The following is a 23,574-nucleotide window of genomic DNA, read 5'->3' on the forward strand; positions in this document are numbered from 1 at the left end:
TGAAGTCCTACAGCCGTTCCAGGCCGGCGAGCACCGAGTCGAGCAGGTGCAGGTCGACGATGTTGCGCTGGGCCGGGGTGCCGGCCCCGAGATAGCCCTGTTCGATCAGCACGTCGACCATCACCTTCGTGATCGCCAGCGGCAGGTGCAGGTACGCGCCGATCTCGGCCACCGAGATCCAGTTCGCGCAGCGGCGCACGATCTCGACGTACTCCGGTTCGAGCCCGCGCGTGTCCACCGGCAGCGCGACCACCTGGGTGGCCAGGTCGAGAGTGGAGTCGCGCGGGGCGGTCCGGCCGTTGACCAGGACGTACAACGGCACGAACCGGCCCGCGGCCGATTCGTCGTCGCCGTCCCAGGTCTCAAACGTCATGAGCCGCCGCCCGGGCGCCGGTGCCCAGATAGTCGCCGATCCTGGTCACCAACCGGCTCACCTCGTACGCCACCATGCCCATGTCGACGTCCTGCTCGCAGAGGACGGCCAGGCGCGCGTTCTGCCCGGCGGCCGCGATGAACAGCGTCCGCTCGCCGTACTCGATGATGACCTGATGCACCGGGCCGCTCTCGAACCGGCGCCCGGTGCCGGCGGCCACGCTGTACATCGAGGACGCGCCCGCGGCGAGGATCTCGGCCAGCTCCTGCGCCATGAGCGACGACTTCTGGATGATCAGGCCGTCGGTCGAGAGCACCACCACGGAGACGACGCGCGGCACCTCGACCAGGTCGTCGATCATCCAGGGCAGGTCGGTCGGTGTGGTCGGATTGGTCACGCGTTCCCGCCTTGCTCAGCGTCGGTGGTGGTCTCGTCCTTGTCGGCCGTGGCGCCCTCGGCCCAGCCCCGCTGATAGCGGGCGAATCGGTTGCGGGCCTCCTCGGGCGAGCGGAGCGGGGTGACCGGCTGGTCGGTGCTCTCCTTCTCGCTCTCCAGCAGCCCGGGCGCGAGGTGCTGCTGCGGGCGCCGGTGAGGCAACGCCGGCTTGGCCGGCTTGGTGGCCTCGGCCGGGGCCTGCGCGACCGGTTTCTCCGGCGCCTTCTCGGGCTCCGGCTCGAGCACGCCCACGGCCGATCGGCTGAGCTGCGGCGCCGCGGCGGCGGGGGCGGGCTCGGTGCGCTGGGCGGCCGGGATGATCGGCACGGCCCGGGTGTCGCCTGCGCCGTCCTTCTCCCCGCCGACCAGGATGCGCTCAGGCAGCAGCACGATGGCCAGCAGACCCCCGTACGCGGAACGCCGCAGGCTGATCTGCACGCCCTCCCGCTTGGCCAGCTCGGCCACCACGTGCAGGCCGATCTGGGCGCCGTCGCGCAGCTCGGTCACATCCGGCGTCGGCGCGGTCGCCAGCATCGTGTTGGCCCGCTCGACGGCCTCGGCCGACATGCCCACCCCGGCGTCCTCGATCTCGACCGCCACGCCGTGCTGCACCCGGCTCGACGTGACCCAGACCGTCGTCTCCGGCGGCGAGAACGCCAGCGCGTTGTCGAGCAGCTCGGCCAGCAGGTGGATGACCTCGGCCACCGCGTGCCCGGCGAGCGCCACGTCGTTGGCCCGGCGCAGCGTGATCCGCTGATAGTTGCGGGCCTCGGCGAACGAGGCCAGCAGCACCCGGCGCAGCGGAACCGGGTTTTGGAAGCGGCGGCCGATCTGCCCGCCGGCCAGAATCACCAGGTTCTCCAGGAAGCGGCGGGTCTGGTTGAGCTGGTGGTGGATGTCGAACAGGCCGGTCAGCAGCTTCTCGTCGCCGACCTTCTCCTGCAGGTCCTCGACCACCTTGAGGCCGCGCTGCAGCGGGCGCTGGGGCCGCCGGGCGACACCCATCAGCATCGCCGTGCCGGCCGCGCGGGCCTTGGCCTCGTCGACCGCCGCCCCCGCCGCGGCCTGCAGCGACCGGTTGATGACCCGGGCCACCTGGCCGATCTCGTCGCCGCCGTAATCCGGGGCGGCGAACTCGGCCGCCAGGTCGACCGGCTCGCGGCGGCGCAGCCTGGTCATGACGGCGGGCAGGCGCTGGTCGACCAGGGCGTCCGCGTCGGTGCCGAGCTTGGCCAGGCGTACGGAGAGGGCCCGGTCGACCAGAACCCGGGACTGGCGGACCGCCCACCAGATCGCCGCCACCGCGATCGCGAGGGCCAGCACCGAGCCCAGCGAGGCGGTCAGCAGCTGGTTGTTGCCGGTGCGCAGGGCCTTGGCCGAGACCGCGTCGGCCTGCCGCACGGTCAGCTCGATCAGGTCGGCCGAGACCATGCCGGTGAGCTGCGACCACCGGTCGACGCCGAGGGTGAGCCGGGGCGGCACCTGCCGCACCCACGGGCCACCGGCGATGATCGACTCCTCGACCTGCGTGAGCTGCTTCCAGCTGTCGCCGGCCTGAATCTCGGCGTACCAGGCCTGCACGCTCGGTTCCAGATGCGCGGCCGAGGTGGTCAGGGCGGCGTGATAGGCGCCCACGAGCCGGACGAACTCGAGATAGTTGACCCGGGTGAGCGGGCCCGAGGCCAGGGCGCCGTCGATGATCGAGGCGGCCCGGGACATCGAGTCGCCGGCCCGGAACACCTCGGTGGCCGTGATGCCGCCCTGGGTCGCCGTCACGTCCGGCACGACCCGGGCCTGGTTGTCGAACAACTCGGTCGCCGCGTCGAGCAGCTCGTTGTAGAACGCGTACGCCGCCGCGCCGGTCATCGACTGCGAGTCGATCGCGCTGCGGGTGCCGGGCAGCCGGTCGAGATAGCCGGACAGGTCGGCCCAGCGCGTCTTGATCGACTCCGGGGCCAAGCCGAGCGCGCTGTCGGCCGCCTCCCGCAGCGCCTGCACCTGCCCGTCGGTGCGCTGCCGCCGGTCGAGCAGGGGCTCGAGACCGTTCGTGGGGCGGGCCAGGAAGGCGACGCTCAGCCGGCGTTCCTGCTGCAGCGACCCCAGCGCGGCCACGGCCGGGATCGACACCTGCCGCACCGAGTTGGCCACGGCCCGGTTGTAGAAGCCCTGAAAGACCAGGTAACCCGAGGCGGCGAACCAGATGAGCAGGGCCACCACGCTGGGCACGAGGACGAGCCGGACGACACGCCGGGAGATGGACTGCTGGCCCCGTTCGCGAGCTGCCGCCGGACCGGCCGATGTGGACGTCACCGAGAATCCCAATCGGATAGGAGTCGTTGTGCGCGCGGCAACCCGCAGCCGGCGGAACCCCCGCGCCGACCCGCCACCGGACGAGCCTGCAAACCCTAGCGTCGAGCCGGTTCCGGCACCAGACATAGCCCGCCCTGAGACGGTCCAACGTAGATCACATTTTGGTGTGCCCGCCTTGACCGGCCCGTCAGACCGCCCTCGCTCACCCTCGGGCGGCAGCCGGCCGGGTGTCCGCCGTGCGGTTGTCGCAGTCGGTCAGCTGAGACACTCGCCGGGGGCCACCGTCTGGCCCTGGAACTCTGGAGGCTTGACGTGCGGACCGCCGGAATGTTCGTCGAGCTCGGCCAGACCCGTCATCCGGGACCGCCCGAGCGCATCGCCGATCACCTCGGGGCGGGCCCGCTCGATGACGCCGACCTGGTGACGCAGTACCTCGACCACGGCTACCAGCTGATCGACATGATGGACGTCGAACGGGATGTGCTCGCACCCGATCAGCAGTTCCTCAGCGGCTCCTCGATCCTGACGGACGGCGAGTGGTTGTGGCGGCGGGACCTTTCTCACTACGTACGCCGTCACCACGTGACCCTCCCGAGGGACTTGCTCGCCGGCATCAGGGAGCGGGCCTACACGATGCCGTCGGTGGACGAGGAGAGGCTGGTCGCGCTCACCAGATACGCGGAGCACCTCGCGTTCGGGTAGCGCTCAACAGACCCAGCGGAACTTCGCCGGTGGGCCGCTTCGTTGTTCGCTACAGCGCCGGCTCGGTCAATGACTTGACCGGAGGCGGTGGGCATTTCGTCGCCGGCCTACGCGAGACCGTCGCGGGTGTCTCCGCCCCGGCCCGCCAGTAGCAGGCCGAGCAGGGCGCCGAGCACACAGAGGGCGGCTGTGATCAGGAAGATTTCGCGGTATTCAGTCTGCAGGGCGGACTTGACGGCTAACTCGTACGCGGCGAGGCGGTTCTGGTATTCGGCCGGTTCGACGCCGAACGGGAGGGGAGTGTCGAGGGTGGCGGTGAGTTCCTGGAAGCGGTGCAGGCCCCACGCGGTCAGGGCGGCCACGCCGACCAGCATGCCGACCATGCGGGCCACGACGGCGGCGGCCGAGGCGACGCCGTGGCGGTCGGGGGGTGTCACGCGGAGCACGGCCGCGGCCAGCGGGGCGATGACCAGGCCCAGGCCGAAGCCGGCGAGGGCGAGGTCGGTGTCGAGGCGGGGCAGGAAGCCCAGGTGCCGGGCGGCGAGCACGTCGGTCGGCCAGTACGCGATCAGGCCGTACGCGAAAGCGGCCGTGAGCAGGCCGAGCAGGGTGACCACGCGCTCGCCCAGGCGGGTGAGGATCGCGCCGCCGAGGACGGCGCCGAGCGGGAGGGCGATCAGGAAGCGGCTCAGCAGCAGGGTGCCGCCGAACGCGTCCTTGCCGAGCAGCGTCTGGGCGACCAGTTGGACGTCGACGAGCGTCACCATCAGGGCGGCGCCGGCGCAGAAGCTCGCGCCGAGGGCGGCCAGGAAAGGCGCCATGCGTACGCCGGAAGGGTCGAAAAGCTTGGTGCGGGCGCGGCGCTCCCACAGGGCGAAAAGCACGAGCGCGACGACGCCGGCGGCGATGGTGGGCGGGCCCCACGACGGGAGGACCGCACGCTCGGGGTCGGGGTTGTAGAGGCCGACCACCAGCAGGGCCAGGCCGGCGGCGAGCAGGATGCCGCCGAGCACGTCGATGCCGGGGCGCCGCTCGCGCGGGGCGGTCTCGTGCGGGCTGGTCTCACGTGGGGCGGTCTCGTGCGGGGCGGTCTCGTGCGGGCTGGTCTCACGTGGGGCGGTCTCGCGTGGGGCGGTCTCGCGTGGGAGGGCGGAGCGGGGGAGGGCGGAGCGGGGGAGGGCGAACCAGACGGCGACGGCGGCCGCGGCGGCCAGCGGGATGTTGATCCAGAAGATGCCGCGCCAGCCGATCAGGGCGGCCAGCGCGCCGCCGTAGAGCGGGCCGAGCACGCTGCCCAGCTCCTGCGCGGCGCCGACCGCGCCGAGGGCGATCGCGCGGCGGTGCTGTTCGGTCCAGAGGTCGCCGGCCAGGGCCATCGTCACCGGCAGCAGGGCGCCGCCGGCCAGGCCCTGCACGACGCGGCCGGTGATCAGCCAGTGCAGCGACTCGCCCGAGGCCGCGGTGACGGCCGAGCCGACGGCGAAGCCGGCCAGGCAGGCGATGATGACCGCGCGGCGGCCGAGCCGGTCGGAGAGCGAGCCCAGCAGCGGCATGCCGGCCACATAGCCGAGCAGGAAGCCGGTGACGATCGGGGTGGCCCGCTCGAGGTGATTGAGCGGGATGTGCACGTCGCGCAGGATGTCGGTCAGGACCGTGACGACCACGTACGCGTCGAGGGCCGCGAGCAGGACCGTGGCCCCGCCGACCCCGATCGCCAGGCGCCGGCGGGCTTGGACCGGGGCGCTACGGAGCACTGATCGTCACCGGTTCGTCGAACTTCTGGAACGTCACCGTGACCGTGCCGCCGGGCAGCGTGAAGGTCGACTTGAGCAGGCGCTTGTCGGCGTCGGCGATCCACAGCTTGGCCGGGATGCTGCCTGTGACGCCGGGGATGAGCCCCTTGAGGTCGGGGCCGGTGCTGGTGGCGGCGACGCGCCAGGCGTCCTTGCCGTCGACCGCCTCCTTGGCCTCGGTGGTGGCGCCGGTGGCCGAGCCGAGCACCTTGGCGATGCCGCGGCTGGGGTCGAGGATGGCCGACGGGTCGTAGACGGAGGCGGCCAGCGTGAGCGGCAAGGCCTGGAAGCCGCCGGTCGGGCCCTTCAGATAGATCTTGTCGCCGACGATCACGAACTCGAGCTCGACGGGCTGGCCCGACTGCTCGATCTGCGCGGTGCCCTTGGCGCTGCCCTCCTTGGTCAGCGTGCCCTCGGCCCGGCGCAGGCTGAGCCCGGCGATCTCGCCGTCGGCCTCGATCAGGAACTGCGTCGTCTTGATCGCCCGCATCGCCGCGGCCGAGTCTTTGACCAGGGTGTCGCCGGCCGGCAGGGTTTCCGCCGGGGGTTTGTCCGCGCTGGTCTCGGTCTTGTCGGACGTGCACGCGACCAGCGAGAAGAAAGCGGCGGACAGCGCGAGGGCGGCGCGGAGTCGGAACATAGGGCGAATGCTAGACGGGCCCGCAAATCGTGTCGTCAGCCTCTCAGGTTCACCATATATAGGGGATCAGCCGGGCCCGGGTCGCCGCGAACCGCACATAGCGGTCACCCAGGGCGGCGATCAGGGCCTTCTCCTCTATCCGGATGCGATGGAGCACGGCCAGCAGGATCAGGGCGGTGGCCCCGGCCGCGCCGAGCCAGCTGCCCGCGGCGAGGCCGGCCCCGGCGAAGATGAGGATGAGACCGGTGTAGCCCGGATGCCGCAGCACCCGGTAGGGGCCCCGGTCGACGACCTCCTGAGCCCCGCCGACCCGCAGGACGACGGTGAAGTAGCGGCCCAGGGCGGCGAACGACCACCAGCGCAGCAGCAGCCCCAGCAGGCCGATCGTCATCCCCGTGACGAAGAGCGGCCGGCCGCCGCCGGGTGCGAGCGCGCGGCCCAGCGGAACCATCACGATCGCGCCGAAGAACATCAGCCGGAAGAAGATCTCGGCCCGCGGGTCGACCCGGGCGGCCTCGCGCCGGAGCCGGAAGGCCTGCACCACCTCGCCGGCCGCGAAGGCACCGGCGCCGGTCAGAAACAGGGCGCCTCCCATGCCGCGAGTGTCTCGAAGCCGGCCCGCGGGGGCAAGCGGTCAGGCATCGAGCCTGATGATTGCCTTTGCGTGACGGAATACGTACGATCGTGTTACCGATCCGGGTGAAACGTTTCACGAAATCAGTGCGGCACGACGTGCCGTTCCTTGGCGTGCCCGGTTGGTGGCCACTCCGTCAACGAGAAGATCGGAAGGGTGCCACTTTGAAACGAGTAATCGGACTCATCGCCGCCGTCATCATGATCGTCGCCGCTGCGCCGGCTCCGGCTCGAGCGGCAGCGCCCGCGCTGTCAGCCGCCGGGCTCACCGTTGAGGGGGTCGCGGGCGCGCTCGGCCTCGACACCCCGGCGCCCCGGCTCGGCTGGCTGGTCAACTCCGCCCAGCGTGGTGTCACGCAATCCGCGTACCAGGTCCGGGTCGCCACCACCGCGGCCAAACTTTCCAAGGCCGACGTCTGGGACAGTGGCCGCACCGCGAGCGCCAATTCGACCCAGGTCCCGTACGGTGGGCCGGCCCTCGCCTCGGCGACCCGCTATCACTGGCAGGTGCGCATCTGGGACGCCGCCGGACGCGCCTCGGCCTGGAGTGCCCCGTCCTGGTGGGAGACGGGTCTGCTGCGGGCCTCGGACTGGCAGGCCAAGTGGATCGGGCGGGAACGGCCCAGCGCCGCCTGGTCCGACTACACAGTGGACGTGCGCCTGACGGTGACCCGCGACGCGGCCGGGGTCTTCTTCCGGGCCAAGAGCGTCAACGACGCGTACATGTGGCAGCTGGCCAATTTCAACAACGTGCCGACGCTGCGGCCGCACGTCCGGGTCGGCGGCACCTGGACCTTGCTCAAGGAGGTGCCGCTGACGATTGACGTCGCCGAGCCGCACGATCTGCGCATCGAGGCGGCCGGGAGCACCATCAAGACGTACGTGGACGGCTCTTTGGCCGACACGACCGTGGACACGCGTCAGACCAGCGGGACGGTCGGGTTGCGTACGTCGGGAACCGAGGCGGCAATCGTGCACTCGGTCAAAGTCGTAGCGGGCGGCAAGACCGAGGTCGACGCCGATCTGACCGGTGACACCAACCCGTTCACCGCGGGGACGCCGACTCCGCAGGGGCTCGAGGTGTCAGGCTCGCTGGAGACGCTGCTGGCCGACGGCGGCAAACCGTTGCTGCGGCACGAGTTCCGGGTCGACCGCAAAGTCAGCCGGGCCCGCGTCTACGCGACCGCGCTCGGCGCCTACGAGCTCTCGCTCAACGGTCAGCGGGTCGGCGATCACCTGCACGCGCCGGGCTGGACCGACTACGCCAAACGGATCCAGTATCAGACCTTCGACGTCACCGAGCAGCTCGTGGCGGGGGAGAACACGATCGGCGCGATGCTGGGCGACGGCTGGTATTCGGGCTCGATCGGCTGGTTCGGCGACAAGCAGTACGGCGACCGGCCCCAACTGCTCGCGCAGCTGCGCATCGACTACACCGACGGCACCTCGCAGACGATCGGCAGCGACGGCACCTGGCGGTCGGCCGACGGGCCGGTGCTGCGGGCCGACAACATCCACGGCGAGACGTACGACGCCCGGCTCGAACCGGCGGGCTGGCGCGGTTCCGGCTTCGACGACGCGGGCTGGCCGGCGGCCACGGTCGGCAGCGACGCCCCGACGCAGCGCCTGGTCGCGCAGGTCGACCCGCCGGTCAAGGTGACCCAGGAGCTCGCCGCCAAGAAGCTGACCCAGCCCAAGCCGGGCGTGTGGGTGTTCGACCTGGGCCAGAACATGGTCGGCGCGACCCGGCTGCGGGTCACCGGCGCGGCCGGGCAGACCGTACGGATCCGGCACGCCGAGGTGCTCAACCCGGACGGCACGGTCTACACCGCCAACCTGCGGACCGCCCAGGCCACCGACTACTACACCCTCGACGGCAAGGGGGCCGAGGTCTACGAGCCCCGGTTCACCTTCCACGGCTTCCGCTACGTGGAGCTGACCGGCTTCCCCGGCACCCCCACCCTGGCCACGGTGACCGGGCGGGTGATGGGCACGGCGGCCCCCTTCACCGGCGCGCTGACCACCTCCGACCCGATGGTCAACCAGCTGCAGAGCAACATCGTGTGGGGGCAGCGGGGCAACTTCCTGTCCATCCCGACCGACACCCCGGCCCGCGACGAGCGGCTCGGCTGGACGGGCGACATCAACGTGTTCGCCGAGACGGCCACCTTCAACATGGACTCGCTCAGCTTCCTGACCAAGTGGCTGGCCGACCTGCGGGACGCCCAGTCCGCCAACGGCGCCTACCCCGACGTCGCGCCCCGCAAATGCTGCGGCGACGGCGCCAGCGGGTGGGCCGACGCGGGCATCACGGTGCCGTACACGCTGTGGAAGCGTTACGGCGACACGAAGGTGCTGGCCGACCACTACGACTCGATGCGCCGCTACGTCGACTACGTGCAGGCCACCAGCAGCGGGCTGCTGCGACCGGCCGCGGGCCCGTATCTGGACTGGCTCAACCTGGAGGACCCGACCCCGGCCGGCGTCATCGGCACCGCGTACGCCGCCTACAGCACCCGGCTCTTCGCCGAGATGGCCGCCGCGCTGGGCAAGACCGCCGACGCCGAGAAATACGGCACCCGGGCCACTGCGGTGACCAACGCGTTCGCCGCGGCGTACGTGTCGGCCGACGGGCGCGTGCAGGGGGACAGCCAGACCGCGTACGTGCTGGCTCTGAGCATGAATCTGGTGCCGGCCGACCGCCGGGACGCCGCCGGTGACCGGCTCGCGGAGAAGGTCGCGTCGCGGGGATATCACCTGTCGACCGGGTTTCTCGGCACGCCGGACCTGCTGCCCGCGCTGGCCGACACCGGGCATCTCGACATCGCGTACCGGCTGCTGCTCAACCAGGACTACCCGTCGTGGGGCTACGAGATCGCGCGCGGGGCGACCACGATCTGGGAGCGCTGGGACTCGATCAAGCCCGACGGCAGCTTCGGCGACGTCGGCATGAATTCCTTCAACCATTACGCGTACGGGGCGGTGGGCGACTGGATGTACCGGACCGTCGGCGGCATCCGGCCCGACGACGCGGCGCCCGGATTCCGGCACGTCACCATCGGGCCCAAGCCGGGCGGCGGGCTCACCTCGGCCCGGGCCACCTACAAGTCCCGGTACGGGCAGTTCGTCAGCGGCTGGAAGCTCGACGCGAAGGGGCAGATGACGCTCGACGTCACCGTGCCCGGCAACACGACGGCCACGGTGGAGATCCCGGCGGCCAGCCGCTGGGCGGTGACCGAGGGTGGCAAGCCGGCCGCCGGGTTCGTCCGGATGAGCGGCACCACGGCGGTGTTCGAGGTGGGCTCGGGCACGTACAAGTTCGCGGTCGACACCGTGCGGGGTGACCTCGGCGAGGCCCGGGTCGCGGCCGAGTCGATCAAGGCCCAGGCGCCGGCCCTGGCCCTGGCGACCGCGGCAGCCGACCTCAGCTACGGCAAGGTCTCCCGCGAGGCCACCGCCACCGCCGTGCACCTGGCCCTGGCCGCGGCGGCGGAGGCCCCCGGCAATGCCAAGGTGGCCGACATCCGTACGAGGTTGTCGCGGGTCTCGGCCGCGTTGCTGGGCGTGGTCGCGTCGCTGAGCGTGCCGACCGGCACCCCCGTGCCCGGCGACGTCGTACGAGTCGAGGCGAAGCTGGAGAACAAGGGCAGCACCGTCCTCACCGACGTGCGGTTCGCCCTGCCGGGGGCGGCCCGGGTCGGCGCGGCCCCGGCCACCACGCTGCGGCCCGGCGAGACGGCGACCGCCCGCTACGACGTACGGGTCGAAGCGGACACCGCCGAGCTGGCCGGCAGCGTCAGCTATCGCCGGACGGTCGGCGTCGCCACCCTGCCCCTCCGGGCCCCGATCACGGTGGCGCCCGCGGTCGAGATCACCGGACTCACGGCGGCCGCGGAGACGGTTGTTCCCGGCCAGGCGACCAGCGTGAGCGTGGCGCTGCGGAACCGCTCGACGATCCGGGCCCAGGGCAGCGTCAAGGTCACCGGCCCAGCCGGGTGGACGATCGGCGCGGCCCAGCCGTACGACCTGGCGGCCGGACAGGAGCGCACGATCACGGTGCCGGCCACCGCGCCGGTGACTGTCACCGAGGGGACGGCCACGCTGACGGCCACCGCCGGAGGCAGCCGGAGGTCCACCGACGTACGGGTGCTTCTGGCCGTGCCGCCGCCCGGTGCGGCCGACCACGCCGACCTGGGCGACGCCGCCTCGGAACAGGCGCACAACCTCAAGGCCTCGGCCGAGTCGGGCACCAACACCGAAGCCGGCCTGACCCGGCGCTACACCTATCAGGGGATCGCCGGCGGCTTCTTCGAGTTCGACCTCGCGGTCACGCCGGGCCAGCCGTTCGTGCTGCGGGCGATCGAGACCTACGACCGGGCCCAGCTCAAGGACTACGACATTCTTGTCGACGGCGAGGTGGTCCACTCCCGGGCCTATCAGCGCACCGGGAGCGACGTGGGCGCGGTGACCTATCAGGTTCTGGTCGATCGGGCCGATCTGACCGAGGACGGGAAGGTTCGGGTCCGGTTCCAGGAGGACGCGGAGGGTCGCAACTACGACCCGTCGATCGCCGACGTCTGGTCCCTTCCGGTGACCGGCTGAGTGACATGGCCAGCCGATCGGGCCATCCCGGCCCGGTCGGCCGGCGGGTTACTGTCCGAACACCAAGCGCAATCACGGAAATCAATCGATCAAGTGATTCGGGGGGATCATGCACATCAATCTGCGTAGAGGGGCCACCGGCTTCGTCGCGATGGCCACGGCCGTGGCCCTGGTATTGGCCCAGCCGACGCCGGCCAGCGCCACCTCGCCCGACGACGTGTTCGCCAAGTTGCTGGTCAAGCAGGTGACCGGCGCCCACGCCAAGCAGCACCTGAACGCCCTGCAGTCGATCGCCACCGCCAACGGCGGCACCCGCGCGGCCGGGACGCCCGGTTACCGCGCCTCACGCGACTACGTTGCCAACAAACTGCGCAAGGCCGGTTACAAGGTCACGCTCGACCCGATCAACTTCGTGCAGAGCTGGGCCGAGAACAGCCCGCCGACGCTGACCCAGACCGCGCCGAACAGCAAGGCCTACGTCCCCAACGAGGACTTCTTCACCTTCCCGCCCTCGCCCGCCGGTGACGTCACCGCGCAGGTGCAGGCGGTCGACCTCACGTTGCCGCCCGCTCCGACGCCGAGCTCGACCAGCGGCTGCGAGACGGCCGACTTCAACGGCTTCGTGGCCGGCCGGATCGCGCTCATCCAGCGCGGCACCTGCCCGTACGCCACCAAGGTGCGCAACGCCGGGTTCGCCGGGGCCGCCGGGGTCATCATCTTCAACGAGGGGCAGCCCGGCCGCACCGACGCCTTCACTGTCGACATCGGCGAGTGGCGGGCCGGCATCCCGATGGTCTTCGCCGACTTCGCCGTGGGCAACGAGCTCGCCGCGGCGCCGGGCACCACCGTACGGCTCAAGGTCGATGCCACCCTGAAGCTCGGCACCGACCACAACGTGATCGCCGAGACGCGGCTGGGCAACCCGCGCAACGTCGTGATGGTCGGCGCGCACCTCGACAGCGTGCCCGCCGGGCCCGGCATCAACGACAACGGCTCGGGCACCGCCGCGATCCTCGAGACCGCCCTGCAGATGCGGCTCTACCCGGTGCGCAACAAGGTGCGCTTCGCGTTCTGGGCCGCCGAGGAGATCGGGCTGCTCGGCTCCGACCAGTACGTCGAGGGGCTGTCCGCCGCCGAGCGGGATCGCATCCGGCTCTACCTCAACTTCGACATGATCGCCTCGCCCAACTACGCCTACAAGCTGTACGACGGCGACAACTCCGACGGCGAGGGCTCGCCGGCCGGGCCGCCCGGCTCCGCGCAGATCGAGCGGCAGCTGGCGAACTTCTTCGACCGTCGCGGCCTCGGGCACGTCGGCACCGACTTCGACGGCCGCTCCGACTACGGCCCGTTCATCGCGGTCGGCATCCCGGCCGGCGGCATCTTCACCGGCGCCGAGGGCTTGAAGACGGCCGAGGAGCAAGCCTTGTTCGGCGGGACCGCGGGCGTGGCCTATGACGTCTGCTACCACCAGGCCTGCGACACCACCACCAACATCAACGCCACCGCGCTCGACGTCAACGCCGACGCCATCGCCGACTCGGTGGCCCGGTTCGCCTTCAACACCACCGCCATTCCCTGACGTGACGGCCGGGCCGGGGCCGAGGAGAGCACGAGCGCTGGTTGCCGAGCCTCCGCGTACAGCGGAGGTTCCCGAGTTGAACGGAAATAGAAGGAAGCGCTCGCATGGCCTCGGCCCCGGCGGTCTAAGCCGGGATCAGCTGGTGGAACCGGTCCAAAGTGTAGATCTCTGATCCTTCCGGCAGGTGCTCCGGGGCGTCGAGGCCGACGAACGTGACCGGCACGTTCGGCAGTTCGCCGTCCCAGAGCAGCACCTCGGTGTCACTCCGCCACAAGTCGGCCAGGTAGGAGACGGTCAGGTAGCGCCGCTCCAGCAGGGCCCGTACGCGGTCGGACGTGGTGAACTTGTTGTCCTCGACCCGGTTGAACATCGGCTGCCCCGCCAGATAGAGGTGCAGCCACACCGCCTGCCAGCCCCGCTCGCCCCGCGCGAACACCATCGGCAGGGCGATCCGGCCCGCGCCGCGCATCGTCGAGCGGGCCCGCACCGTACGGGCATCGAACGGGGCGCCGCGCTGACCGGCCGCCCGCGTCTGGTAGCCGAACATCGACTCGGCGACCTCGTCGAACGACTCACCGGAGTAGATGTTCACCTGCGGCACCACATAACGGCCGGGCAGCGTCAGGGGCACGTCGATGAACTCGGTGGCGCCGTCGGGCGCGTCGGTGACGTCGCCCGAACCGGGTGGGCGTGCGCAGCGTCGCGTCGCCACCGGAGACCTGACAGGCCAGGCGCAGCACGTCGGTGGTGGTGTCGACGGCGACCAGCGGCCGGCCCAGGGTCAGCCGCACTCCGTTGAGGACGGCCCGATTCTCCCGTACGGGAATGGTCTCGGGTTGGGTGCCGTCGGCGCAGGCCACCGCGAGCTCGCCGAGCAGCGTCAGGTCGGCCTCGCCGTGCGGCGTCGTGCTGCCGGCCAGGGCGAGGTAGAGCCGCGACGCCTCGGCCTCGGCCGGCTCGCCCAGGTGCAGCACGGTCAGGCGGTCACCGGCCGCGGCGACCAGCTCGTCGTGCACGGCCAGCAGTTCCGCGTACGTGTGCTGGTAGGTGCCGTAACCCGAATGAGCATCTTGTCGAGCACGCGGTCCTCCGTTCACAGTGGTCGGTGAGGGGGTCGCCGGGGGACTCGAACCCCCGATCCTTCGGTCCCACAAGATTGAGAGAAGGAAGCGCATCCATGGCCGCGCGAGCGGTGGGCGGACATGCTGATCAGCCGAATGCTCTAGCCGTTGAGCTAGCGACCCCTGCCTTCGATCATCACACGGGCCGCGCGGCCCCGCGATCGAGTTTCGGGCTGGTCAGGGCTTGGTGATCCGCACCGGGCGGCCGAGGTTGGCGAACTTGGTGACGGTGGTGAGGGAACCGTCCGGCCCGGCGTCCTGAACCGTCTTGATCGAGGTCGGGTTGCCCTCGGCGTCGGTCTCCAGCGTGTAGGTGACCCACTGCCCGCCTTGCCGAACGAGGAAGATCGGTGCGCCGAGGGGCAGGTAGGAGAGCGCGCCGGGGGTGGCTTGGAGCTGAACCACACCCTCGTAGCGGGTCGGGCCGAGTCGTCGCGCCGAGTGGAGGGCGGCGGTGAATCGGGTCAGGCCCGTGGGATCGGCCGGATCGGCGTAGCGGTTGTCGTCGACCGGCTTCAGGCGGGTGAGGTCGACGTGCTCCCAGCGGTTCGCGCTGCCACGCTTCAGGTAGCCGTCGCCGCCGATCACGATCACCTTGCGGGATCTGGCCTTCTCGCCCTCGAGGAGGTACTTCCAGCTGTGTTCGCGCGCCCGGGGGTCGTGGACTCCGGAGGCGACATATTTGTGGCCGGGGCCGTTGCCGGTCGCCGCGAAGCTGTACGTCTCGCTGGTCAGGTGGTTCAGGGCGGCCCGCACCGCGTCCATCGGCGGCACCTCGGTGGGTGACGGCACGGTGGACGGCACGGCTGACGAGGGCGCGGCGTCGATCTTTTCCGCAGGCGTGCTGCAGCCGGCGAGCAGGACTGTCACCAGCGCGGCGAGTATCGATAGGCGTCGTGGCACGCGGCCACGGTAGAGCATCACGGCCTCGGCCGTGGGTCATGTCACATTGATGCCGGTTCGGCCGGTTGCTGCCCTGAGCTGGCGGTCTAGACGATTGTCTAAAAAGGTCGGGTTGTGTCCGATCATGGGCGGTATTAGGTTTACGCGCTGCCAAGAACCTTTACAGATTGCCCGGCTTGAATGCGTGAAAAGGCCGGTGCCGAGTGCGGGAGTGATGTGCATGCGTGGCCGCCGGGTCTGCCTTGCCGTGCCCACCAATCGTGAATGTGCGGCGACCCTCACCGAGGTCGTCGCCGAGGCCGAATACGCGCGGGAGCAGTTCGGCGCCGAGGTGCACCTATTGGTTCTCGACTCCTCCGCCCACTACGCCGGGCACGCCGAGGTGTTGTCGGCCGCGACCCACGTGTGGCATCTCGACGAGGCGGCCCAGCGCGATTTCCTCGTACGGGTGATCAAGGCGGCCGGGGTGGCCAAGCCCGACCTGATGCTCGACCTGATGCTGCCCGGCGCGCTCTCCTACGGCGCCTGCACCAACCGCGCGTTCCTGATCGCGGCCGCGCTGGGCTGCGCATCGGTGCACCGCCGGGATTCGGACCTCTACTTCCAGACGTACGAGGGAGCTAAGGTCTTCCCGATCCACGCCGAACTGCTCGCCCTGGGCCGCCCCGCCCGTGCGGCCGTGGCGACCGAGGTGCGGCTCGACCCGGCGCTCGGCGACCTGCCGGTGGCGCTGGTCGGCGGGTCGTTCGTGGGTGACATGTCGGTCGACATCGAGGACATCCGCGGGCACGAAGGCTATTTCGACCTGGTCAGCCTGTGGGCGGCGCCGGGCACCGACGAGGCCGGGAAGCGGGCGCTGGTCGAGGAGTCGTTCACCGGCAGCCCGGCCTACGACGGCGAGCGATCGGTGCTCGACGTGGTCGATCCGATGCGGGTCGACATGCACAACATCGCGTTCGCCGGACTGCACGAAAGGGTGCCGCTGCCACCGGCCACCGACACTATCGGCAGCGACTATTTCCTCATTCACGTGGCCCATCGGGCCCAGCTTCCGGCCGTTGTGCACAACCGGCACATCGTCAATTTCCACACCGCCGAGCGCAAGACCGACGCCGGGTTCCTGGCCTATCAGATGCGATTCGCAAAATTCATTCTCTCGATGTATTACTTCCACTTCATCTACGAGCGGATGACCGGTGACGACCCGGCCGGCATCGCCGAGATCGCGCGGGCGAGCACCTGGCAGCCGCGCGAGCACAACGAGGCCCAGATCGACCGGGCGGAACAGGCCTATCGGCGGCTGGGCGGGCGTTTCGCCGGGGTCGCCGACCTGATCCGCGAGCGCCGCGAGCCGCTGCTGGCCGAGGCCCGCCGCGACATCGACGACTTCGTGCTGCTGCTCGAGGCGTGGCCGGCGCTGATCGCGGCGGCCCGCGGCACGGCCGTCCAGTGATCCCTGAGCACGTCCGGGCCGCCCTCGCCGAGGCGGGCGACGACCGGATCGTCTACGACCTGACCGGCATCGAGAACCAGCTCGACACGTTGCGGGCCGAGCTGCCGGGCGTCCACGTGCGGTTCGCGATGAAGGCCTGCCCGGTCGACGAGGTGCTGGCCTGCCTGGCCGACCGGGGCGCCGGCTTCGACGCGGCGGGCCCGGGGGAGATCCGCTCGGCGCTGCGCACGGGCGTCGCGCCTACGGCCGTGCACTACGGCAACACGGTGAAGTCCGACGCCGACATCGCGGCCGCGTACCGGCTCGGCATCACCACGTTCGCCACCGACTGCGTCGAGGACGTGCGGGCGATCGCGGCCGAGGCGCCGGGCGCGCGGGTGTTCTGCCGGGTGCCGACCGACGGCGCGGGGGCCCTGTGGGGGCTCACCGGCAAGTTCGGCAGCGAGGACCCGGTGGCCGTGCTGGCCGAGGCGCGGCGGCTGGGGCTGACCCCGGCCGGGTTGTCCTTGCACGTCGGGTCGCAGCAATTGACCGTACGGGCGTGGGCAGTTGCCTTTGATCTGCTCGCCGCGCTGCTCCCGCGGCTGGCCGAGCAGGGCATCGCGCTCGACCACGTGAACCTCGGCGGTGGGCTGCCCGCGGCCGGCTATCTGGCCCCCGACGGCACGCCGCTGCACCCGCCGACCGCCGCCGTGTTCGCCGCGATCCGTGAGGGCATGCGGCGATTGGCGGGCTACGGGCTCGATTACGTCGTGGAGCCCGGCCGCTATCTGGTCGCCGACCACGGCACCGTGCGGGCCCGGGTGACCCGATTGACCGTACGGAAGTCGCCGTGGCTCTATCTGAGTTGCGGGCGCTTCAACGGCCTGTACGAGGGTGACAAGGTGCGCTACCGGCTGGAGTTCCCCGGGCACGAGGGCGGCCCGCTGATGCCCGCGACCGTGGCCGGGCCCAGTTGCGACAGCGACGACACGCTGGGCGGCGGACCCGTGCCCGTGCCGGCCGGGCTGACCTCCGGCGATCCGGTCTGGATCCACGCGGCCGGCGCCTACGCGACCAGTTACACCACGATGGGGTTCAACGGCTTCGACCCGCTCGCCTGCCACGCCGTACGGGCCGAGCGGTTCCGGCCGATCGCCGAGGCGGACTGGGACGCCGTCGCCGAGCTCGAAGCGGCCGCGTACAGCAGCCACGGGCTCTCGGAGGGGCCGGCCGCCCTGCGGTCGCGGGCCGCGAACTCGACGTCTTTTGTGCTCGACACGGGGGAACGGGTCGGCGGTTATCTGATCGCGCTGCCCTACCCGCGGTTCCGCTTTCCCGACCTGAGCCGGCCCGAGCGTTCCGTGTTCGGCTCGACCAACCTGCACCTGCACGACGTCGTGGTCGACGAGAAGCTGCGCGGGCGGGGGTGGGGGCGACGCATGCTGCGGCGCCTCAAGGCGATTGCCGAGGCCCAGGCGTACGAGCGGATCTCGCTGGTCGCCGTGGACGGCCTCGCCCCCTACTGGGCCTCGCACGGCTTCGCGCCGCACCCCGGTCTGACCCCGCCCGACGGCTACGGACCCGGCGCCGTCTACATGTCCCGGAGCCTCTGATGTCGTTCCAGCGTTCCCGCGCGGCTGTGGCCGTCCTCTTCTTCACGCTCGGCTTCCAGTATTCGACGTGGGCGGCCCGGCTGCCCGCGCTCACCGACCGCCTCGGCATGAGCGCGGCCCAGGTCGGCGTGCTGCTGCTGGCGGCCGGGGTCGGCGCGCTGATCTCGTTCCCGCTCGTCGCGCGCCTGCTGACCTCGTACGGGTCGCGGCGGCTGGCGGTCGCGGCGGCGCTGGTGCTCGTGGCCGCGCTGGCCGGGCTGGCCGTCGCGCCCACGTTCGGAGTCGCCGTGGCGGTGGTGCTGGTCGACGGCATCGCGGTGGGCTGCCTCAACGTGGCCATGAACGCGCAGGGCGCCGCGCTCGAGGCGGCCTTCGAGCGCACCACGATGGCCAAGCTGCACGCGTTGTTCAGCGGCGGCATCTTCAGCGCGGCCCTGCTGGCGTCGGGGATGACCGCGGTCACCGGCTCGGTCGCGGCCCACTTCGCCGTGGCGGGCGCCCTGCTGCTGACGCTCGTGCTGACCGCCCGGTCCGCGCTGCTCACCCACGACCTGCCCGGCGACCCCGCGAAGCCGGCCGGCCGCCGGTGGCGCCTGCCCGCCGCGGTGACCGTCGGCCTGGGCCTGGCGATGCTGCTGGCCACCGTCACCGAGGGCGCGATGACCGACTGGTCGGCGCTCTATCTGCGCGAGGTCACCCGGGCCGCGGACTACCTGCTGCCGCTGGGCATCGCCGTCACCTCGGCCGCGATGGTGGTGGGCCGGCTGTTCGCCGACGGCTGGCGCGACCGCTGGGGCGACAAGCCGGTGCTGCTGGCCGGGGCGACCTTCGCCGGGCTGGGGCTGGCCGTGGCGCTGCTGACCGGTGGGGTGGTGCCGGCGCTGGTGGGCTTCGCCTGCGTGGGGCTCGGGATGGCGCCGGTGAGCCCGTGCCTCTATGTCGCCGCCGCCCGGCAGGGGCCGGCCGCGCTGACCGTGGCCGCCGCGATGGGCACGGCGGGGCTGCTGATCGGGCCCCCGGCGATCGGGTTCGTCGCCGAGGGCACCAGCCTGGTCTGGGGTATGGCGGCCGTCGTGGGGACGGCCTGGTTGGCGGCGCTGTGCGTGCTGCCGGTGCGCTTTACTTCCGGGGTTACTTCCCCCGCACCGCCTGCACCATCAGCGACACCCCCGGCAGGGACTGCACCGGCAGATAGCGCTCGCTGACGATCACGGCGCTCAGCGCGGCGTTGACGATCGGGTTCATCTTGCGCAGGTCGCTGCTGGTGGACCGCTTGCGCACGGTCGCCGCGGCCGGGCGGAGCAGCACGTTCCAGCTCCACAGCCGCTCGATGTGCAGGCCGCCGTTCTCGACCGCCGTGCGCAGGGTGTCGCGCGTGTAGCGCCGGAGGTGCCCGACCGCCACGTCGTGCGCCGACCACAGCTTCATGTCGCACGGGACGGTGATGAGCGCGCTGCCGCCCGGGCGCAGCACCCTGTTGATCTCGGCGGCGACCCGCTCGTCGTCGTCGATGTGCTCGAGCACGTCGAAGGCGAGCACGAGGTCGATCGAGCCCGACTTGATCGGAATCCGCCGGCCGTCGCCGCGCACGGTGGGCAGTTTGCGCTGCTTGGCGGCCGTCGCGCCGTCGTGCCCGTATTCGACCGCGATCGGCTTCCAGCCGTGCTGCTGCAGCACCCGGGTGTTGCCGCCACCCGCGGCGCCGATGTCGAGCGCGCGCCCGGGCGGGCCGGGCAGGCGGCGGAGGTGGCGCGCAAGGAGCGCCCGCCGTTCCCTGTACCACCAATGGCGGTCCTCGAGAGCGACTAGTTTCTGGATCTCTGCGCTGTCCACCCGTGCATTATTGGGGTGGCCGGTGGGCGCTGCAAGTTTGTCGAAAGTCAATGTCTGGTAACTGTCGCGCGGCGGGACGACCTTACCGGGAAAATGCCCTTCGAACCGGACTATCCGTGCTACTACCACCATTTCCGGGTCCGAGCCGCAGAGAATGGCTCGCGAGGGCGGATTCCTCGTTGTCGTGACTGGCGACGACAATGGCCGCGCCGTCCCGGACAGTCTCGATCAGCAGGTCGTGCACGCGGCGGCGGGTCTCCGCGTCCAGGGCGGCGGTGGGCTCGTCGAGGACGTAGACCTCCGCCTCCTGCAGGAAGGTCTGGGCCAGCAGGGTGCGCTGCCGCTGGCCGCCCGAGAGCTCGCGGAGGCGGCGGCGGGCCAGGTGAGCGATCTCCAGGCGTTCCATCATGAGCCGTACGGCGGTGTGGTCCGTCCGCGTGAGCCGGCGCCGGGTGAACCGTCCGATCCGGACGCACTCGGTGACGGTCAGCGGCAGCGCGTCGATGTCACCGGTGCGCTGCGGCAGGAGGGCCACCCTGGTTTTGGGGGCGCGGCTGACGTGACCCGCCGACGGCCGTTCCACCCCCGCCAGCAGGTGCAGCAGCGTGCTTTTGCCCGAGCCGTTGGGCCCGGTCACGGCCAGCATCGACCCGGCCTCGGCGCGCACCGTCACGTCCTGCAGCACGGGGGTGCCGCCGTACCGGAAGCTCAGGTTCTCGGCGGTCAGTAGTGCACTCATGCCCATCCTCGTATTAGTAATGGTTTTCAGTTTCATTATATGGTCTGGCCATGTCGTCGCTGGCCGAGCCGTTCACCGTCTCCTTCGTGCTGCGCGCCCTGATCGGGGGCGTGCTCCTGTCCGTCGTGTGCGCGCTGGTCGGCGTGTGGGTGATCGCCCGCGGCATGACCTTCCTGGGCGAGGCGATGAGCCACGGCATGCTGCCCGGCGTCGCGGTCGCCTCGATCCTCGGCGGCAACCTCGTCGCCGGGGCCGCGGTGAGCGCGCTCGCCATGTCGGCCGGCGTCAACGCACTACGCGGCAGCCGCGAATTCGGCCGCGACACCAGCATCGGCTTGCTGTTCGTCGGCATGCTCTCGATCGGCGTGATCGTCGTCTCGCACTCCCGCTCCTTCGCCACCGACCTGACGGCCTTCCTGTTCGGCGACGTCCTAGCCGTCGACCGCTCCGACCTACTGCTGCTGGCTCTCACCGGCGCGGCGATGGCAGCGGTGTCGACGGTGTTTCACCGGCACTTCCTGGCGCTCACCTTCGACCCGCGCAAAGCTCGGACGCTGGGGCTGCGGCCCGACCTGAGCAACGCCGTGATGATGATTTTGTTGACGGTGGCCATGGCGGTCGCCTTCAGCGTGGTCGGCACGCTGCTGGCCTTCGGCATGCTCATCGCCCCATCGGCGGCCGCCATGCTGGTCGCCCGCCGCATCCCCGCCGTAATGCTGACCAGCTTCACCTTCGGCTCACTAGCCACCGTGACCGGGCTATGGATCTCCTGGTTCGCCGCCACGGCGGCCGGCGCCACGATCGCCGCCGTGGCCGTGCTGCTGTTCTTCGCTGTGCTTGCCGCTCGCCGCCTTACGACGGCTGTGCTGCTTCGTTCTGGTCGTGCTGCCGCATGACCGCCTTGCGTCGCTTCTTTGTCGCCTCACCCTTTGCACCACCACCCTCATCACGAGAGCTCCCTCGCGACCGCACACCGCCACTGTGGAGCGCGACTGCTACCGCGATGGGCCAGCCCCGTGCTGCGCGCTTGGCTGGCGTGTTCGTGCGGTTCGACCGCTTGGGCGGCTGTGCTGTGCGTTTTACTGCGACAGGTCAGGTGGCTGTGCTGTGCGCTTGGCTGGCGTGTTCGAGCGGCTCGACCGCGCAGTGCAGCCGTCTACCGCGACCACCCGGGCGACCGCCCAGTGCGACCGTCTACCGCGACCGTCTACCGCGACCGCCTACTCCGACTGCGCAGTGCAGCCGTCTACCGCGACCGCCCTGGCGACCGCGCAGTGCGACCGTCTACCGCGACCGCCTACTCCGACCGCGCAGTGCGACCGTCTACCGCGACCGCGCGGTGCGATCGCGCTGTGCGACCGCGTGTGCGGCTACCCAGCGCATCAGCGTGGCTCGACCAAACAAGCGGACGCCTACCGCGGATACCCAGCGCGCCCGCGCAGTTCGACCGCCCAGGAGACTGCGAAGTGCGACCGCCTACCGCGACCGCCTACCGCGACCACCTACCGCGACCGCCCACCCCGACTGTGCAATGCGGCAACCCCGGGCGGCCGCCTGCCCAAAGCGACTCGCCGCCTCGTCGTCCGATGCCTCACCGCCTTGCGGCCTTCGCCTTGGCGCCCCATCCCAACCGCTCCTTTCGTGGGGAGGGGATCCCGTGGCGGGGAGGGCTTCGGTGCTTCGGGAGCGGGAGCGGGAGCGGGATCGGGATCGGGAGCGGGATCGGGATCGGGATCGGGATCGGGAGGGGGAGGGGGAGGGGGAGCAGGTGAGCGGCGCGGATGGGGGCGGGAACTGGCTTCCTGGGGCGGGTTTGGCGATGGACGTTGTGTTGGCGGGTCGGGGAGGGGTCGTGTGGACGGTGTGGGCCTGGGCCGGCTACTGCCTTATCGCGGCTGTCTCACCTCGTTGCGGCCCAAGCCCAGTCCTCGGTGGCGTAGGCGACGACGCCCTTCGCCTCGGTGCCTCACCTCAATTCCCGCACCTTCGCGGGAGGGGCTCGTCTGGTTGGGAGGACTTTGGTGCTCGGGAACAGAAGCGGGAGTTGGGGCGGAAAAGCGGCGCGGATAGGGGCGGGATTGGCTTGCTGGGGCGGGTTTGGCGATGGGCGTTGTGTTGGCGGGTCGAGGAGGGGTCGTGCGGAGATGCGGTGTGAGTTGGCGTCGTTCGGTGCGCACCGCGGCTGCCTTGCCGTGGTCGCTCCACGGCGGTGGCTTCACGGCGGTGGCTCCACGGCCGTCGCCGCACCGTGGTCGCCCCGCGGCGGTCGTCGTACATTGCCCCCACGGCGTTTGCCCTACGGCGGTCTTCGCACATTGGCCCCCACGGCGTTTGCTCCACGGCGTTGTTGCGCAGTGGCCCGCACGGCGGTCGGCGCATAGTGGTCGTCCCTGAGCGGTCACCCCGCCGCGGCGTCTTAGAGCGGCCGCCTCACCGTGGTCGCCTCATCGCGTTGCGGTCCTTCGCCTTGGTGCCTTGCCAACCCGGCATCTTCGCGGGAGAGGTCTCGTGAGGGCTGTTGTGGAGCGGGAGCCGGGGGTGGGGAGCTGCGGATGCGGTGGGCGGATCGGCCTGCCGGGGGCGGGTTTGTTGCCACGCCCGCATCGCCTGTGCCGTCGACCTCAACGCCTGGCAGCACCTGCAACGGGGGGGGGGGGGGGGGGGGGGGGGGGCGGGGGGGGGGGGGGGGGGGGGGGGGCGGGGGGGGGGGGGGGGGGGGGGGGGGGGGGGGGTTTTTTGGGGGGATTTCTTTTGGGGAAAAGGGTTTTTGGTTTTGGCGGGCGGTGGCCTTTGGGAGGGGGGGGCGGGGGGGGGGGGGGTTTTTTGGGGGGAGGGGGGGGGGGTGCCTTTTGGGGAGGGG

16 protein-coding genes, 1 tRNA gene and 1 pseudogene are annotated in these 23,574 nt (G+C 71.2%); 7 read left to right on the forward strand and 11 right to left on the reverse strand.

Going from position 1 to position 23,574, the window contains the following annotated elements; genetic code table 11:
- Positions 1–7 precede the first annotated feature (7 nt).
- The 3 genes from JKJ07_RS45810 to JKJ07_RS45820 are packed head-to-tail and all read right to left on the reverse strand — an operon-like array spanning position 8 to position 3,118.
- Positions 8–373: a DUF742 domain-containing protein gene (locus JKJ07_RS45810; RefSeq protein ID WP_202998376.1), complete on the reverse strand. Its 366-nt coding sequence runs from the start codon at positions 371–373 to the stop codon at positions 8–10.
- Positions 363–770, reverse strand: a complete 408-nt coding sequence (locus JKJ07_RS45815) for a roadblock/LC7 domain-containing protein (RefSeq protein WP_202998377.1) — start codon at positions 768–770, stop codon at positions 363–365. The genes JKJ07_RS45810 and JKJ07_RS45815 overlap by 11 nt, the downstream gene beginning before the upstream one ends.
- A complete protein-coding gene (locus JKJ07_RS45820) occupies positions 767–3,118 on the reverse strand; it encodes a sensor histidine kinase (protein ID WP_307834788.1) in 2,352 nt (783 codons plus the stop codon). The genes JKJ07_RS45815 and JKJ07_RS45820 overlap by 4 nt, the downstream gene beginning before the upstream one ends.
- Before the next feature lie 312 nt (positions 3,119–3,430).
- Between JKJ07_RS45820 and JKJ07_RS45825 the strand changes: the two genes are divergently transcribed.
- On the forward strand, positions 3,431–3,820 hold the full coding sequence (locus JKJ07_RS45825; protein WP_202998379.1) for a hypothetical protein: 390 nt from the start codon (positions 3,431–3,433) through the stop codon (positions 3,818–3,820).
- A 107-nt stretch (positions 3,821–3,927) separates the two neighbouring features.
- Here JKJ07_RS45825 and JKJ07_RS45830 read toward each other — a convergent pair whose 3' ends face one another.
- Genes JKJ07_RS45830 through JKJ07_RS45840 form a run of 3 tightly spaced genes read right to left on the reverse strand, consistent with a single transcriptional unit; the run spans position 3,928 to position 6,848 of the window.
- Positions 3,928–5,574, reverse strand: coding sequence for an MFS transporter (locus JKJ07_RS45830; RefSeq protein ID WP_202998380.1), 1,647 nt, complete (start codon positions 5,572–5,574; stop codon positions 3,928–3,930).
- Complete coding sequence (locus JKJ07_RS45835) at positions 5,564–6,253, reverse strand: LppX_LprAFG lipoprotein (RefSeq protein WP_202998381.1); 690 nt, start codon at positions 6,251–6,253, stop codon at positions 5,564–5,566. Before JKJ07_RS45835 ends, JKJ07_RS45830 begins: the two co-directional genes overlap by 11 nt.
- A gap of 49 nt (positions 6,254–6,302) precedes the next feature.
- On the reverse strand, positions 6,303–6,848 hold the full coding sequence (locus JKJ07_RS45840) for a methyltransferase family protein (RefSeq protein WP_202998382.1): 546 nt from the start codon (positions 6,846–6,848) through the stop codon (positions 6,303–6,305).
- A gap of 203 nt (positions 6,849–7,051) precedes the next feature.
- Between JKJ07_RS45840 and JKJ07_RS45845 the strand changes: the two genes are divergently transcribed.
- Both JKJ07_RS45845 and JKJ07_RS52115 read left to right on the forward strand, forming a co-directional pair.
- Positions 7,052–11,488, forward strand: coding sequence for an alpha-L-rhamnosidase (locus JKJ07_RS45845; protein ID WP_202998383.1), 4,437 nt, complete (start codon positions 7,052–7,054; stop codon positions 11,486–11,488).
- A gap of 109 nt (positions 11,489–11,597) precedes the next feature.
- A complete protein-coding gene (locus JKJ07_RS52115) occupies positions 11,598–13,070 on the forward strand; it encodes a M28 family metallopeptidase (protein ID WP_307834789.1) in 1,473 nt (490 codons plus the stop codon).
- 124 nt (positions 13,071–13,194) lie between these two features.
- Here the strand turns inward: JKJ07_RS52115 and JKJ07_RS52120 are convergent.
- From JKJ07_RS52120 to JKJ07_RS45865, 3 genes and pseudogenes are all read right to left on the reverse strand, one after another.
- Positions 13,195–14,206, reverse strand: a pseudogene (locus tag JKJ07_RS52120) (hypothetical protein); the annotation flags it as partial.
- Positions 14,180–14,315 (reverse strand) — tRNA-OTHER (locus JKJ07_RS45860). The pseudogene JKJ07_RS52120 and the gene JKJ07_RS45860, both read right to left, overlap by 27 nt.
- A gap of 53 nt (positions 14,316–14,368) precedes the next feature.
- Positions 14,369–15,094: a hypothetical protein gene (locus tag JKJ07_RS45865; RefSeq protein ID WP_202998384.1), complete on the reverse strand. Its 726-nt coding sequence runs from the start codon at positions 15,092–15,094 to the stop codon at positions 14,369–14,371.
- Positions 15,095–15,314: 220 nt separating this feature from the next.
- Between JKJ07_RS45865 and JKJ07_RS45870 the strand changes: the two genes are divergently transcribed.
- From JKJ07_RS45870 to JKJ07_RS45880, 3 genes are read left to right on the forward strand one after another with little or no spacing between them, the layout of a single operon-like run.
- Entirely contained in the window at positions 15,315–16,547 is a 1,233-nt protein-coding gene (locus tag JKJ07_RS45870; RefSeq protein WP_202998385.1) for a DUF6271 family protein, read from the forward strand.
- Positions 16,544–18,142 (forward strand): GNAT family N-acetyltransferase, encoded by a 1,599-nt coding sequence (locus tag JKJ07_RS45875; protein ID WP_202998386.1) that lies wholly within the window; start codon positions 16,544–16,546, stop codon positions 18,140–18,142. Before JKJ07_RS45870 ends, JKJ07_RS45875 begins: the two co-directional genes overlap by 4 nt.
- Positions 18,142–19,347: an MFS transporter gene (locus tag JKJ07_RS45880; protein ID WP_202998387.1), complete on the forward strand. Its 1,206-nt coding sequence runs from the start codon at positions 18,142–18,144 to the stop codon at positions 19,345–19,347. The genes JKJ07_RS45875 and JKJ07_RS45880 overlap by 1 nt, the downstream gene beginning before the upstream one ends.
- Here JKJ07_RS45880 and JKJ07_RS45885 read toward each other — a convergent pair.
- The gene (locus JKJ07_RS45885) at positions 19,274–19,975 is read right to left on the reverse strand and encodes a class I SAM-dependent methyltransferase (protein WP_202998388.1); all 702 of its coding nucleotides are present in this window, start codon (positions 19,973–19,975) and stop codon (positions 19,274–19,276) included. The two genes, JKJ07_RS45880 and JKJ07_RS45885, sit on opposite strands and share 74 nt — an antisense overlap.
- Before the next feature lie 82 nt (positions 19,976–20,057).
- Positions 20,058–20,714 carry a zinc ABC transporter ATP-binding protein AztA gene (gene aztA, locus JKJ07_RS45890; protein WP_236031217.1) on the reverse strand — a complete coding sequence of 219 codons (657 nt, stop codon included), beginning with the start codon at positions 20,712–20,714 and terminating at the stop codon, positions 20,058–20,060.
- A 50-nt stretch (positions 20,715–20,764) separates the two neighbouring features.
- Here aztA and aztB point away from each other — a divergent pair, with 50 nt between their 5' ends.
- Positions 20,765–21,610 carry a zinc ABC transporter permease AztB gene (gene aztB / locus JKJ07_RS45895; RefSeq protein WP_202998390.1) on the forward strand — a complete coding sequence of 282 codons (846 nt, stop codon included), beginning with the start codon at positions 20,765–20,767 and terminating at the stop codon, positions 21,608–21,610.
- Positions 21,611–23,574: the final 1,964 nt, after the last annotated feature.

Origin of the sequence: Paractinoplanes lichenicola (genome assembly GCF_016785085.1) — a bacterium.
Classification (GTDB): Bacteria; Actinomycetota; Actinomycetes; order Mycobacteriales; family Micromonosporaceae; genus Actinoplanes; species Actinoplanes lichenicola.

What these genes read in the sequence shown, in the direction of transcription:
- JKJ07_RS45870 (WP_202998385.1), top strand. Translation starts at nt 15,315, where the DNA reads ATGCGTGGCCGCCGGGTCTGCCTTGCCGTGCCCACCAATCGTGAATGT.
- aztB (WP_202998390.1), top strand. Translation starts at nt 20,765, where the DNA reads ATGTCGTCGCTGGCCGAGCCGTTCACCGTCTCCTTCGTGCTGCGCGCC.
- JKJ07_RS45880 (WP_202998387.1), top strand. Translation starts at nt 18,142, where the DNA reads ATGTCGTTCCAGCGTTCCCGCGCGGCTGTGGCCGTCCTCTTCTTCACG.
- JKJ07_RS52115 (WP_307834789.1), top strand. Translation starts at nt 11,598, where the DNA reads ATGCACATCAATCTGCGTAGAGGGGCCACCGGCTTCGTCGCGATGGCC.
- JKJ07_RS45810 (WP_202998376.1), bottom strand. Translation starts at nt 373, where the DNA reads ATGACGTTTGAGACCTGGGACGGCGACGACGAATCGGCCGCGGGCCGG.
- JKJ07_RS45835 (WP_202998381.1), bottom strand. Translation starts at nt 6,253, where the DNA reads ATGTTCCGACTCCGCGCCGCCCTCGCGCTGTCCGCCGCTTTCTTCTCG.
- JKJ07_RS45840 (WP_202998382.1), bottom strand. Translation starts at nt 6,848, where the DNA reads ATGGGAGGCGCCCTGTTTCTGACCGGCGCCGGTGCCTTCGCGGCCGGC.
- aztA (WP_236031217.1), bottom strand. Translation starts at nt 20,714, where the DNA reads ATGAGTGCACTACTGACCGCCGAGAACCTGAGCTTCCGGTACGGCGGC.